The organism is Chryseobacterium sp. PTM-20240506 (genome assembly GCF_048296755.1).
Classification (GTDB): domain Bacteria; phylum Bacteroidota; class Bacteroidia; order Flavobacteriales; family Weeksellaceae; genus Chryseobacterium; species Chryseobacterium proteolyticum.
Map to the genome: position 1 here is coordinate 2,422,771 of NZ_CP182581.1, position 15,039 is coordinate 2,437,809.

General features: G+C 36.0%; 6 protein-coding genes. 3 read left to right on the top strand and 3 right to left on the bottom strand.

Translation table 11 applies throughout. The features are described from left to right. Window positions 1-272: 272 nt before the first annotated feature. From ACNFU2_RS10740 to ACNFU2_RS10750, 3 genes are read left to right on the top strand one after another with little or no spacing between them, the layout of a single operon-like run. On the top strand, window positions 273-5,297 hold the full coding sequence (locus ACNFU2_RS10740) for a translocation/assembly module TamB domain-containing protein (RefSeq protein ID WP_306614138.1): 5,025 nt from the start codon (window positions 273-275) through the stop codon (window positions 5,295-5,297). After that, on the top strand, window positions 5,298-7,628 hold the full coding sequence (locus ACNFU2_RS10745; RefSeq protein WP_273649446.1) for a BamA/TamA family outer membrane protein: 2,331 nt from the start codon (window positions 5,298-5,300) through the stop codon (window positions 7,626-7,628). A 1-nt stretch (window position 7,629) separates the two neighbouring features. Then, a complete protein-coding gene (locus ACNFU2_RS10750; RefSeq protein WP_172280484.1) occupies window positions 7,630-8,568 on the top strand; it encodes a YihY/virulence factor BrkB family protein in 939 nt (312 codons plus the stop codon). A 34-nt stretch (window positions 8,569-8,602) separates the two neighbouring features. Here ACNFU2_RS10750 and argS read toward each other — a convergent pair whose 3' ends face one another. The 3 genes from argS to ACNFU2_RS10765 form a co-directional block, all read right to left on the bottom strand. Next, entirely contained in the window at window positions 8,603-10,369 is a 1,767-nt protein-coding gene (argS, locus tag ACNFU2_RS10755) for an arginine--tRNA ligase (RefSeq protein ID WP_418124880.1), read from the bottom strand. Between the two features lie 161 nt (window positions 10,370-10,530). Next, complete coding sequence (locus tag ACNFU2_RS10760) at window positions 10,531-11,958, bottom strand: SusD/RagB family nutrient-binding outer membrane lipoprotein (RefSeq protein ID WP_273649450.1); 1,428 nt, start codon at window positions 11,956-11,958, stop codon at window positions 10,531-10,533. Window positions 11,959-11,968: 10 nt separating this feature from the next. Further along, complete coding sequence (locus ACNFU2_RS10765) at window positions 11,969-14,992, bottom strand: SusC/RagA family TonB-linked outer membrane protein (protein ID WP_306614142.1); 3,024 nt, start codon at window positions 14,990-14,992, stop codon at window positions 11,969-11,971. Between the last annotated feature and the right edge of the window lie 47 nt (window positions 14,993-15,039).

Here is a 15,039-nt window from a genome sequence, read left to right on the forward strand (position 1 = left end):
TTTTCAACTATGTCTCGCCCCCTTTTGAAAACTAACTAACATTATATTATTTTCGATACCTTTTTCATACTTGAAAATAAACAAAAGGGGGCTTTTTTAAAGAAAAAAATCAATCCTTGCTTTGGCTGTTGTCTCAATTATTCACTTCACTTCGACACAACTAAAATTCCATAAATGGCAGCCAAGGCAGGATTTTTGCATTCTCCAGAGGGTACCACACCAGGTAATTTTTTAAATAGTATTAATTATCTTTGTTCTAAACCCTATCACATTTGAAACTGAAAATCAATAAAAGAAAACTCCTAAGACGCACTGCCATTACCATTATATCGATATTGGTATTTCTTACCTTACTTATTTTAAGCTTGAGACTTCCGGCAGTTCAAAACTTCATCAAAGACAAACTTATTGTTTATCTTGAGAAAAAAATCAAAACAAAAGTAAGCCTTGAAAGGGTCTATATAGGTTTCCCTAACAGCCTGGTTATGGAAAATCTTTATTTAAAGGGGCAGAATATTGATACACTTCTTGCTGTAAAGAAACTCGATGTAGGCCTGAACATGCTTAAACTTATTAATTCTACAGCAGATATTACTTCTGTTGATCTTGAAGGGGTACAGGCCAACGTGGTAAGAAAAAAAGACGGAAAATTCAATTTTGATTATATTATCGATGCCTTTGCCACTTCTGATAAAGAAGAAAGTCCTTCGAAACCGTTTATTATTTCATTGGATAAAATCAAATTAAAAGATATCGGAGTTACTTTTAATGACCAGCAATCCCGAAACGATATTAAATTATATTTTAAATCTTTTGACACCAGGGTAAAAACTTTTGATTTAAATAAAAATAGCTACGCCGTTAATGATATCAACCTCGATGGACTGAAGCTCAAATTAAAGCAGGATATTGTAGAAGAGGTTTCAAAAAAAGTTGAAAAGAAAGTAGATTCTCTTAACCAGAAAAAATCAATGAGTATTGGATTAAGAGGAATTAAGCTGACAAATTTTGATATAGATTATGGGGATGACAATACCAAAACCTTTGCAAAAATTGTATTTAAAGAATTAAGTACTAAGGTCAATAAGCTGGATCTTGATAACAACTCTTACAACGTAGCCAATCTGTTTCTTTCCGGAGCAGATATTAATGCCAATCTTTATCTGCCGGCTCAAAACGCCAATCCCAAAAACTCAAAAGAAGAGCCTAAGCCTTCTGCGAATGCTGAAAAAGCAATGAAAATACTTTTGGGGAAGATGGTTTTGAACGATGTGAAAGTAGCATACAATAATACCGCGATTACTCCTACAAAGCAGGGAATGGATTTTAACCATCTTAATTTTTCAAAAATGAATGTGGAGGTCCGTAGTTTCAAGATGGAAAACAATACGTTTGCAGGAACTGTAAGCTCTGCGGAAATTAAGGAAAGTCGTGGGCTGGATATACAGAAATTCAATACAGATTTTGTATATGGTGAAAGACAGGCCTATCTGAAAGACCTTTATTTGCAGACTTCAAAAACAATTCTAAGGGATGAGGTTGTTTTGGAGTATAATTCAATCGAACAACTCAGTTCAAACCTAGGCGCAGTAAAAATATCAGCTAACATTAAAGATTCCAAAGTAGGATTTGCCGATATTTTAAATCTGGTTCCAACTTTAAGGACAACGGTTCCGTTTAATAAATATCCTAATGCAATACTTGCAGTTAATGCAAATGTAAAAGGAAATGTAAATGATCTGCTGATCCAGAATTTTAAATTATCAGGGCTTGATCAACTAAGGGTTTCGGCATCAGGAAGAATTAAAAACGCCATGAATCCCGATCAGTTATATTATGATCTGAAAATTGGCGAACTGTCATCTTCTGCAAAAACAATCTTTAACCTGGTACCTAAAAATACTATTCCATCAAATATTTCCCTTCCATCAAATTTCAGCATCAAAGGGGCAGCGAAAGGAACCACGAAGATGGTTGATACCAACCTCAACCTGTATTCCACTCTCGGAAATGCTGCAGTTATTGCCAAGGTGGATATGCGCAGAAAAAATCAGGAACTCTATGATGTAAAGGCTAATTTGCAGGGAATACAGGTGGGAAAAATTATACAGAATAAGGACATTGGCTCGGTTACAGCACAAATCTCTGCAAAAGGAGAAAGTTTTGACTTCAAAAAAGCAAAAGCAGATCTTAAAGGACATGTTGCTTCAGCAACCTACAAAGGATACCAGTACCGAGATATGAACCTGACCGGAAAAATTGATAATGGAGCTTATAATATCCTATTGGATTCTAATGATCCTAATGCCAACCTGAAATTAACAGCCTCTGGAATATATAATGAAAAAAATCCTACGGTAAAGGTTAATGGAAATATTATCAAAGTAGATCTCAATAAACTAGGCTTCTACGATAAACAAATGATTATCGGTGGAAAAATAGAGGGTGACTTTACGAATCTGGATCCGGATCATCTTAATGGTTATCTGAATCTCCAAAATTTCGCGTTCTCGGATACCAAAGAAGTTTATCCTGTTCAGGAAGTAACGCTGAAAGCAAGTTCGGCAAATGATTCAACAAGCATTGTCCTCAATTCTCAGATTGCTGATGTCGAGCTCAAAGGAAAATACAGGTTAACGCAGATCTTCGGATCTTTGGCTCAGACCATTAACCAGTATTACCAGTTTCAGAAACCTGATAAATCTCAAAAGATCGATGCAGGGCAATATTTTACCTTTAATGCAAAAATTAAAAATGATGATCTGATCAGAAAGTTTGTTCCGGATCTTAAAAGTTTTGAAACAATCAATTTAGCTGGAAATTATAATGCTGACTCCCATAAAATTGAAATCGACGGACAAATTCCTCAATTACTATATGGTGAAAACTCCATTGAAAATGCCTCACTTAAAGTAACGAATGAAAACGAAGCCCTGCAATATAATTTGAATGTTGCCGGATTGAAAAGCTCAAGTTTTGCTTTAAATAAAATAAATATTGGCGGAGATATTTCTGACAACACTATTAATTATAACATCACGACCAAAGATCAGAAAGATGTGACGCAATTCCTGATAGCCGGAAATGCCAAATCACTGAATGACATTACAGAAATCTCGTTAAATCCAAACGGCCTCAAATTAAATTATAATGACTGGACCGTTGCGGAAGGAAATAAAATACAGATCAGTAGCAAAGGAATTGTAGCAGATAACTTCAGACTTTCCAACACGGGAAGCGAAATTTCCCTTCAGTCCGAAAGCACATCTCCTAACAGCCCTTTAAATATTTCATTAAAGGATTTCAAGATAGAAACAATCACAGAGATCGTTAAAAAGGATTCTCTACTGGCGAAGGGAACGATCAACGGTACAGCTCAGTTAAGGGATCTTACAAAGGACATGACATTTACCTCAGACCTCAACGTTTCTGATCTTTATGTATTTGGAAATCCAATCGGGAACCTTGCTGTAAAGGTTAACAGTACTTCACCTAAGCTTTTAAATGCCAATATCGCATTATCAGGCAATGATAATGATGTAAAGATCATTGGAGATTATAATACATCATCAAGCACATTTGATTTAGACATGGCTATCAATAAGCTTCAGATGAAAAGTGCCCAAGGCTTCTCAATGAATGCCATTACCAATACGGAAGGATACCTTTCCGGAAATCTTAAGATTACAGGAAGTACGGATAAGCCTAATATCCTCGGTAAGGTAAAATTTAATAATGTTGGGCTTGAGATAGCAAAGACGGGAAGTGATTTCAGAAAACTGAATGATGAGATCGATTTTACCAGCCGTGGAATTGAGTTCAATCAATTTAAAGTGAATGATAAGGATGGAAATGCACTTGTCGTAGACGGGCAGGTCCTTACACAAACCTATAGAGACTTCGGCTTCAATCTTGATGTAAACGCTAAAGATTTTAAGGTTGTAAGTTCTGAAAAATCCAATGATGCCATGATGTACGGGATTCTTGCTATCGACGCAGGACTGCATATCCGTGGTAATCTGGATCTTCCGAAAGTAGATGGAAGATTAGCCGTGGCGGATAATACTGATTTTACATTTGTCCTTCCTCAATCCAGCCCGTCATTGCAGGAAAGAGATGGAATCGTGGAGTTTGTAGATCAGGATCAGGTGGTTTTAAACAAAACAATCAAAGCTGACTCTTTGAAAGCTCAGAGCCGCATTAAAGGCATGGATGTAAGTGTCAATATCGAAGTAAGTAAAGAAGCAAAAATGTCAATTGTTATTGATAAGGCCAATGGTGATTTTGTAAAACTGCAGGGAGAGGCGGAACTCACCGGAGGCATTGATCCATCCGGAAAAACTACCCTTGTGGGTGTTTATCAGGTGGAAAAAGGATCTTATGAGCTTTCTGTAAGTGTACTTAAGAGAAAATTTGATATTCAGAAAGGGAGTACCATTACCTGGACAGGAGAGCCTACTGCAGCCATTATGGATATTACGGCCATTTATAAAACCGAAACGGCTCCGATTGACCTAGTTGAGCAACAATTCACGGGCGATGCTGCTACATTGAATCAATTCAAACAAAGAATTCCTTTCAATACGTTGTTAAAAATGAAAGGTGAATTACTGAAACCACAGATTACATTTGACATCACTACAGATAAGAAAAATAATGCTGTTTCATCTACTGTAACTGATGCAGTTGATCAGAAACTTACCCAGCTCAGAACCCAGGAATCGGAAATGAATAAACAGGTCTTCGCTTTGTTATTATTGAACCGTTTTATTGGAGAGAATCCATTCCAAAGCAGCGCAGGAATGTCTGCGGAAGCAATGGCAAGACAAAGTGTAAGTAAAATCCTTTCGCAGCAACTGAATAACCTGGCTTCAGGACTTATTAAAGGAGTTGATCTGAATTTTGGGCTGGAATCTTCCGAAGATTATTCTACCGGGCAGAAAAATACAAGAACCGACCTCAACGTAGATATTAGTAAAAAGCTACTAAACGATCGTCTTAAAGTAACGGTGGGAAGCAATTTTGGCCTGGAAGGTGATGCCAGACAAAATGAGAACACAACCAATATCGCAGGAAATGTTACTGTGGATTACAGTCTTTCCAAAGATGGCAGATATATGCTGAGGGCTTATCGTAAAGATGAATATCAGGTAGCCCTGCAAGGACAAATTATTGAAACAGGTGTCGGTTTTATTATTACATTGGATTATGACCGATTCCGGGATATTTTCAGGAAATCAAAACAGGACAAACCAAAAAAAGAAAATAAAAATAACCAAGTGGTAGAGTTTAAATAAATGGGAAATACATTCAAAATATATCTTACATCTTTATGTGCATCGGGATTCGCTGCCATTTCATTTTCGTGTAGCAATACAAAGTTTCTGAAGGAAGGACAAATGCTATACACCCGTGGTGAAGTAAAAATTGAAAATGATACCATCTCCAAAAAAGAGAAAAAAGAACTTCAGGCCGCTTTGGAAGAAAATCTGGTTCCCAAACCTAATTCAACCATTCTGGGTCTACGACCTAGGTTATATTTTTATAATATTGCCAGAGAACCTAAAAAAGAAAAAGGATTCAATTACTGGCTTAAATATAAGGTGGGTGAGAAACCTGTATTATTAGGAGACGTTGACCGTGAATTCAATAAAGACATTATTGTTAATTACTCAGAGAATAAAGGATATTTTAATGCTAAAGCCACTTATGATACCATTTCCAAGAACAAGAAAGCAAAAGTCATTTATACGTTAAAACCAGGAGCCCAATATCTGATCAGCAACGTAAAATTTCAAAAAGATTCTACTCTGGTTAATCGCGAAATTCAAAATTTAAAAGATAAAAGCTTACTGAAAAGTGGAAACCCATTCGATCTTGGTGTTATTAAGTCGGAACGTGACAGGATTGATAACGGATTGAAGGAAAAAGGATTTTATTATTTTCATCCTGATAATATTATTGTTCAGGCAGACAGTACAGTAGCCAAAAATCATAAGGTTGAGCTTAATGTAAAATTAAAAGATGATACACCTGAACTTGCAACACAACAGTTCGGTATCGATAAGGTTATTGTATTCCCCAATTATAATCTTCAGGATGTAAAGCAAGGAAAATACAGTGTCCCTATGAATCCGGATTCACTATCAAAATATGTTTATGATGATATCTACGTTATAGATCCGCAGCATAAATTCAAACCTAAGATCTTTGACAGAGCATTATATTTTAAAAAAGGAGATCTTTATAACCGGACAAATCATAACCTTTCATTAAACAGGCTGATTAGTTTAGGGGTTTTTAAGTTTGTGAAAAATGAGTTTATCGTTTCGGATTCTTTGCAACACAAATTTGATGCATATTACCTGTTAACACCTCGGGAAGTACAATCTTTACGCCTTGAGGCTTTAGGGAGAACCAATTCAGCAAGCTACGCGGGTAGTGAGCTCAACTTAAACTGGACCCACAGAAATTTTTTCAAAGGTGCTGAACAATTCAAAGCATCTGTATACGGAGCATTTGATGTACAGATGGGAGGGCAATCCGAAGCTAAGAATATGTATCGGGCGGGAGCCAATGTACAGTTGTCAATTCCTAGAATTGTCGCTCCTTTCCGCTTTAATTCTTCGAGTGCTTTTGTTCCAAGAACAAATATCAGTTTAGGATATGAATTCCAGAACCGTACGCAATATTACACATTGAACAACTTTACAGCATCTTTCGGCTATGTATGGAAGGAAAATGCTCGCAAAGAACATGATCTGAAAGTGATTGATATTACGTTGGTTTCCCCTGCCAATGTCACTGAATTATATAACACAGAGAGTGACAATTATCCTTATTTAAAAAGAGTGGTTGAAAAACAACTTATTTTTGGTCCTACCTACTCTTACACTTATACTAATACAATGTTGCCAAAAGCCAATACTATCTACTATAAAGGTACGCTAGATTTGGCGGGAAACATTACAGGTTTAGTTACCGGAGCTAATGCTAAAAAGGGTAAGCAAAAAGAAATCTTCGGTGTGCCATTCAGCCAATATGTAAAGATGGAAAATGATTTTAGATTCTATCACAAGTTCTCCGAGAAAACCAATTTTGCATCAAGAATTATTGCAGGTATAGCCTATCCTTACGGAAACTCACAGGAAATTCCATTTTCCAGACAGTTTTTTGTGGGAGGAAGTAACAGTATCAGAGCATTTAGGGCGAGAACTCTAGGTCCTGGTAGTTATGATCCAAGGAATTTAAACTCGAATTTTGCATTCGATCAGTCTGGGGATATTAAACTGGAGATGAATGCTGAGTATCGGGCTAATCTTTATAAGTTTCTAAATGTTGCAGCATTTGTAGACGCGGGAAATGTGTGGTTAATTAATGACAAAAAAAATCAGAGACCAGGAGGAAAATTCTCCAAAGATTTTTTAAGCGAAATAGCTGTAGGTGCAGGAGTTGGCCTAAGACTTGATTTCTCTATTTTAATTCTAAGGCTCGATTTAGCAATGCCGATACGTGTTCCTTATTATGAAAAGGGGGACCGATGGACTTTTAACAGAATTAATTTCGGGGACAGCAGCTGGAGAAAAGATAATCTTGTATTAAATATAGCAATCGGATATCCATTTTAATATGATCAATAATATAAAATTTTTCTGGGAAGTTTTAAAAGAAACGTTTAGTGAATGGAATAGTTCAACCGCATCAAGGGATTCGGCAAGCTTAGCTTATTACGCTATTTTTTCAATCCCGGGACTATTAATTATTATTATCTGGATAGCCGGAAACTTTTTTGGTGAAGAAGCCATCCGCGGGCAGATCAGTACTCAAATCAGCGGATTAATGGGGGAAGATGTTGCTAAAAGTGTAGAAAATATGATTGCCGGAGCATTGATCGATAAGCAGAATATTTTTATGAAAGCAGTGGGGATCGGTTCTTTGGTTTTTGGTTCTACTACTTTATTTTTTCAGCTGCAACATTCGTTAAACACTCTTTGGGATGTTCAATCAGCGCCCAAAAAAGCATTGATCAAATTCCTTCTTGATAGAGCGAACTCACTTGGAATGATCCTTATTCTTGGATTTTTATTAATGATCACGATGATTCTTTCATCAGCGATTAGCCTTTTTAATACATGGATCACCAATTATTTCGGGTTCGAGACGTATATGCTGGTTGAACTGGTCAATTTTGCCGTTGGCTTTGCACTCGTTATGCTTCTATTTGCTTTGATGTTCAAATTTCTCCCGGATGTACAGATCAGCTGGAAACCCGTATGGAAAGGTGCAATTTTAACAACTATTTTATTTACATTGGGTAAATTTTTATTAAGCCTGTACTTCAGTAATTTCAAACCGACTTCGACCTTTGGAACGGCAGGAACCGTGATCCTTATTATGATGTGGATTAATTATTCCTGTATGTTGATATTTTTCGGAGCTGAATTCACTAAAGTATACTCTTACAAAAAAGGCTATAAAATTGTTCCTTCCAAACATGCCAAATGGAGTGATGCAAAATTATATGAAGACAGTCACAGAGATGTATCAAAACAAAACCAACAAACTTAATAAAAAAGCCTCCCGAATCCGGAAGGCTTATATTTTACATTCTGTTTACGGTTCCTATTCCCAGTAACCCTAAAGATTTTTTTATAGTTTTTGCCGTCAGATCAGATAAATTTAAACGGGTTTGTTTTAAATCTCCTTCTTCAAGTTTTACAATCGGTGTACTTTGATTCTGATAAAATGAATTATAAGATTTTACCAAATCGTAAACATAATTAGCGACAAGAGCAGGACTTAATGCCTCGGCAGCTCTTTCTACAATAGTTTTATAATTCGCCAGTAACATGATTAGCTCTTTTTCAAATTCATTCAGCTCTACTGCAGGAGCTTCTTTATATTCATAGTTAGCTTTTGACAATAAGGACTGAATACGGGCATATGTATACTGAATGAATGGTCCCGTGTTTCCATTGAAATCAACACTATCCGCCGGATTAAATAGCATTTTTTTCTTTGGATCTACTTTAAGCATAAAATACTTCAATGCACCTAACCCAACAGTTTCATAAGAAGATTCTTTTTCTTGATCCGAAAGCGTTTCAAGTTTTCCTAATTCCTGAGCCTTTGATTTAGCTGTTTCGTACATTTCCTGCATCAGATCATCAGCATCCACTACAGTTCCTTCACGGGATTTCATTTTTCCTTCCGGAAGTTCCACCATTCCATATGATAAGTGGAACAGCTGATCAGCCCACACATAACCCAGTTTTTTCAATATCTTGAACAACACCTGGAAGTGATAATCCTGCTCATTCCCTACAGTATAAATTAGTTTCTGAATATCATTCTGCTTGAATCGTTCTACTGCGGTTCCCAAATCCTGAGTCATATAAACTGATGTTCCATCCGAACGCAATAAAAGCTTTTGATCCAATCCCTCATCCGTCAAGTCACACCAAACCGATCCGTCTTCTTTCTGATACAAAATCCCTTTATCAAGTCCTTCCTGAATAAGATCTTTACCTAAAATATAAGTATTGCTTTCGTATTGAACCTGGTCAAAATCAACTCCCAATCTTTTATAGGTTTCATTAAAACCTTTATAAACCCAGCTGTTCATTTCTGCCCATAAACTTCTTACCTTCTCATCACCATTTTCCCAATCCTGCAACATTTTTTGAGCTTCTTTCATCAAAGGAGCTTCTTTTTTAGCCTGATCCTCTCCTATTCCCTGTTCTACAAGATCAGAGATTTCTTTTTTATAGTTTTTATCAAATTCTACATAATAGTTTCCAACGAACTTATCTCCCTTGGTATGAGTGGTCTCAGGAGTTTCTCCATTTCCAAATTTTTCCCAAGCCAGCATTGATTTACAAATATGGATTCCCCTGTCATTAATGATCTGCGACTTGATCACATCATATCCGGCCTCCTTTAAAATCTGGGCCACAGAAAACCCTAACAAATTATTTCTGATATGCCCCAGGTGAAGAGGTTTATTGGTGTTTGGCGAAGAATATTCTACCATAACTGTAGCATTTTTCTTATCAATATTTGAAAAGTCTTCACTTATTGATTTGAACTGATCTACAAAGAATTGGTTTTTAACCTTTACGTTCAAAAATCCTTTAATAACGTTAAAGCTTTCAAACAAGTCGGTCTGTGCAGTAAGTGATTCTCCCAATTCTACTCCGATACTTTCAGGATTTTTTTTCAACTGCTTTACCAATGGAAAAGTGACAATTGTAAAATCTCCCTCATATTCAGTTTTATTTTCCTGAACTTCAAGGTTGATATCTTTCAATTGATATACATTCAAAATGACCTCCGAAAGTTTTTCCTCTATTATATCTTTAATATTCATGTAATTATTTTTATTTTTCCGCTATAATACTAGCTGTAACAAATCATGAGCAAATGAAACACTTCTGAGGTGATTCATTTCAAAATTTTGAAGTACAAATATACGGAAATAAAAAAACCGCCCGAAGGCGGCCTAACATGAATGTGAAATATATTAAGGTGTTAAAATTTATCCCAGAATAACTTTGTTTGTAACTGATCTCCTCCAATTGCAGCTGCTGCCTGATTATAATTACTTCCATTCAAAGTAGTTTCACGTACAGGATAAGTAAACCTGTTTGGCACAGGTGCTTTTGTTGCTGCAGGTAATCTTAAAGCAGGAGCATCATATTTTCTCCATACAGTCCAAGCTTCGAATCCTCTATTATACATCGCAATCCAGAATTGCTTACCAATTTTTTGCTTCCATGTGCCAGATGCTGTAGCATAATTTACATTAGCCTTAGCAAGATAAGCCGCTATATCCACAGAATCTATGCCCCAGTACTGCATATTTGCAGTAATCGCTTGTGTATAATAAGCCGCTGCAGGTAAAGGGACATTATAGCCTCTCTCTTTCGCTTCAGCAAGTAGAAATGAGATTTCGGAATAATCCATTAAATCTCCTTTAAGGTCAGGATTAAAAAAAACTTTCCCGATATGGCTGTAATCTGTATAGGTATTAAAACTTCCATAAATACCTCCAACATAAGGAGTTTTATTATTGTCAAAAAATACATTCCTTCTTGGGTCCTGTAAATCATTTAGGTAGTCTACCAAGGTATCCGCAGGAACAAAGTCCTGTCTTCCGCTTAAAACCAGATCAGCATACAATGGATTAGCATTAGCAATATTACTTTCGTACCTTAGAATAAAGTTATCCTGATTAGAAGAGATGAGCCCCTGTGTGAAAGCGGCTTCTGCTTCTGTCTTTGATAATGAAGGATCGGCATCTGCTATTCTCATAGCAAGTTTGAATCTTATTGAAGCAGCTAATTTTTTCCATTTGGTATGGTCTCCATCAAAAACAAAATCTTTTTCAAAACCAGTCGACTTAGGATCAATATCGCTATAAGCTTTTGTTATCTTTAATAACAGGTCTTTATAAATAGTAAAAGCATCATCATAAGCAGGCAAAGTTCCTTCTACCCCTTGTAATGCTTGTGAGTAAGGAACATTTCCAAATAGATCAACCAATTGCTGCCACGTATAAACCTCAATGATTGAAATGTAGGCAGTCTGATTTTTTTTCTGTCCCAATGTAAGTTTAGGATCTTTATTAATAGATTCCTTGGCTTGCTTTAAATTATAAAGAACTTTAGTATAAAGAATGTTCCAATGATTATCCGGAATACTTCTGTTTCTTATACTATAATTGGTTTCATCAACATATTGAGTCTGTGTCCATTGCTGAGCAAACAACCGGAATACATTTCGATTAACATTGGTATTACCCATTTGATCAAAAAGGCTTTTCACCCCATTTGTAAAAAGAAAACTCCCGGGAACTTCTGCTGGATTTTTCGGATCTTTATTTAAATTTTCGTAGTCTTCATTAGTACATGAAAACAGGGATAAGCTTAAGAATGAGCCTATAATTATTTTTTTCATTTTCTTAACTTTAAAATTCAACTTTTATACTTGCACCAATTTCTCTCATAGATGGATGTGCTCCATTTTGAAAACCTAATGCATTTCCTGAACTCATTAAGGCTTCGGGATCGGCGTACGGTAAATTCTTATGAATAATCCATAGATTCCGTCCAATTAAAGAAAGTGTCATGCTGTCAATGAAAGAATTTCCAAAAGTTTCTTTAGGTAATTTATAGGAAATTGTTACATTTCTAAGTTTTACAAATGAGCCATCATAAACATGCATTGCCTCTGGTCCACCATAGTAGCCATATGGATTTCTATAGTTTGTAAAGCCAGCCCTTATATCATTAGGTATTCCGTCAGCCTTCACTCCTGGCAAAATAACTCCACCTCCATTTGCAAGAGTATTTCTTAAAGGATTACCCAGATCATTAAGTCCTGCTGTTTCTTTGTACAATCCTGTAGCAAGACCAAACGCCATATCTTGCGAATACACATCACCTCCCTTCTTCACATCAATTAAAAAGCTTAAACTTAAATTTTTATACCGGATTGTATTGATAATACTTCCTCTCCAATCCGGCACTGCATCACCAATTTTTTCTTGTGGATTTGTGCTTATCATATATTTACCATTACTATCAACTACACGTTGCCCATTTAGGTAAACATAATTAGTTCCTCTGATAGTCCCAGTAGATTCTCCCAACATTGCTCCGGAAGTAACATTCCACATTGAAGCAAATGGTAAGAAATCTGTTTCTCCATAAATCTTAGTAACCTTTGATTTGTTTTTAGACCAGTTGGCAGTAACTTCCCAGGAAAATTTAGTAGTTTTTATTGGGACAACAGTTAACCTTGCTTCAATACCTCTGTTTTGAATATCACCTGCATTTATCCATCTGCTTGTAAAACCTGATGCTCCTGAAATATTGGTTGGGGTAATCAGATCCTTGGTTTTCTGTTGGTAAACCGAAACATCAAAACTTATTCTATTTTTAAAGAAACCCATTTCTAAACCTGCTTCCATCTCATCCAGCATTTCAGGTTTTAGATTTGGATTTGCCGCTACATCTCTTGCACTTGCATTGAAAGAACCGTTAAATGCAGGATTAAAAGCATAAGTATTTAATAAATTATAAGGTCCTGTATCATTCCCTACCACTGCATAATTTAATCGAACTTTACCAAAGCTAATTTTATTTTTACTAGCTAAAAGTTCAGAAAAAACAAAGCTTACAGAACCGGAAGGATACCAATATGTATTGTTACTAATCGGCAAGGTTGATGATCTATCTCTTCTAATAGATCCGTCTAAGAATAACATATTTTTATATCCTAAACTAGCCTGGGCAAAGATTCCGTCAACACTTTTATTTTCATCGAAATCGCCAACATTCACTTCTGTCAAGGGCTCCGCACTGTTTGTGATAGAATATAACCCAGGCACCTTTAGGCCTCCATTGGTTAGTCCTGAATTACCATACCTTCCGTTTCTTCTAAGATTAAAACCTACATTTCCATTCAGGCTAAAATCTGCTCCCAAATTTTTATTAATGTTTAAAATAGCATCATAATTCATTTCATAAACCTTGTGGGTCATAAAATAATATTCACCTTTACCTCCGTTACTGCGACGCCCCTGATTAGATGAACCGGTTGCTACTCTTTCCTGCCTAAGCTCGTCGAAAGTATCAAATGCATATCTTCCCATAAAACTTATCCAATCAGTAATCTTATAGTTAAATCCAAAGTTTCCGAAATATCTATTTCTTGTATCTGACTGATAATTCTGGTTTCTGTTAAAGAAATAATTATCAGTATATCCTACTTCTTGCTTTGTATAATCTTTAATATTCCAGGTTATATTTTGACCTGTAAGGTTGTAGGCTTCTCTTTGCTTATCCATGTCTACAGACATATTCCACCACTGCCTGAATCCCTGCATAGGATTTCTGGATTCATATCCTGTGTATACTCTTCCCCTCCCGTTAGTATTTATATAATTTATATTACCAAAAATATTAAGCTTCTCTGTAAAATTATAGTCCGCGGAAAAGTCAATTGTATTTTTTCTTATTTCGCTATTATCCAAAGCTCCCTCTTGTAGAAAATTGGTATACCCCAATCTATATTTTCCTTTTTCATTTCCTGCAGAAAAGGCAATGGAATTTTGATATGTTGCTGCAGTATTCCAGATCGAATTAGGATCTTTGCCTGCTACCCAGGGAGTAGGCTTAAGATATCCCGGTAATTGAGGATATTGGGAATCCCAATTATAAACATAAAGATTAGGATCAAAACGGGTTCCGAAAGAAGCATCATCATAGGTGTAAACAATATTATTCTCCACAACACCATTCCCTTTAATGTCACCACTATAAAAAGAATTCCCTGTATAGCCACCACCATATTCATGTTGATACTTTGGAAGTGTAGACTTATCTACAAATCCTAAAGTTGTTGAGCTGTTAAATTCTATTCCAATTTTTTTGCTCTTTCTTCCCTTTTTTGTCGTAATCATGACCACACCATTCATCCCCCTTGATCCGTACAAAGCACTTGCCGCCGCACCTTTCAATACATTGACACTTTCAATATCATTAGCATTAAGATCTGCTAATCCATTGGAATAATCATACCCTCCACCTCCGGAGCCAATCCCACTTTGATTAAATGTTTCATTATTAATTGGTGTTCCATCAATTACAATTAATGCCTGATTACTTGAGGTTAATGATTTAATGCCCCGTATAACCATATTGGTGGATCCTCCCATTGTGCCAGACTGAGTAATGTTTAAACCTGCAACTTGTCCTGCTAATGCATCTGAGACATTAGCTACAGGTACTGCGGAAATCTGGTCTCCCTTCACTTCCTGTGTTGAATATCCTAAGGATTTTTTCTCTCTTTTAATTCCAAGAGCGGTAACAACAACTCCTTCAATGTTTTGTGTTCTTACTGTATCACTTTTCCCTTTTTGTGCATATGATACAGCTAGGGATGAAGACAATATAAGTAAGAGAACACCAGCAGTAGTTTTCTTCATATATAATTAATTTTTTAGCCTCACAAATTTGTTAAACTTTAATTAAC

Coding starts and splice junctions, on each gene's coding strand:
- argS (WP_418124880.1), bottom strand. CDS start 10,369: ATGAATATTAAAGATATAATAGAGGAAAAACTTTCGGAGGTCATTTTG.
- ACNFU2_RS10765 (WP_306614142.1), bottom strand. CDS start 14,992: ATGAAGAAAACTACTGCTGGTGTTCTCTTACTTATATTGTCTTCATCC.
- ACNFU2_RS10750 (WP_172280484.1), top strand. CDS start 7,630: ATGATCAATAATATAAAATTTTTCTGGGAAGTTTTAAAAGAAACGTTT.
- ACNFU2_RS10745 (WP_273649446.1), top strand. CDS start 5,298: ATGGGAAATACATTCAAAATATATCTTACATCTTTATGTGCATCGGGA.
- ACNFU2_RS10760 (WP_273649450.1), bottom strand. CDS start 11,958: ATGAAAAAAATAATTATAGGCTCATTCTTAAGCTTATCCCTGTTTTCA.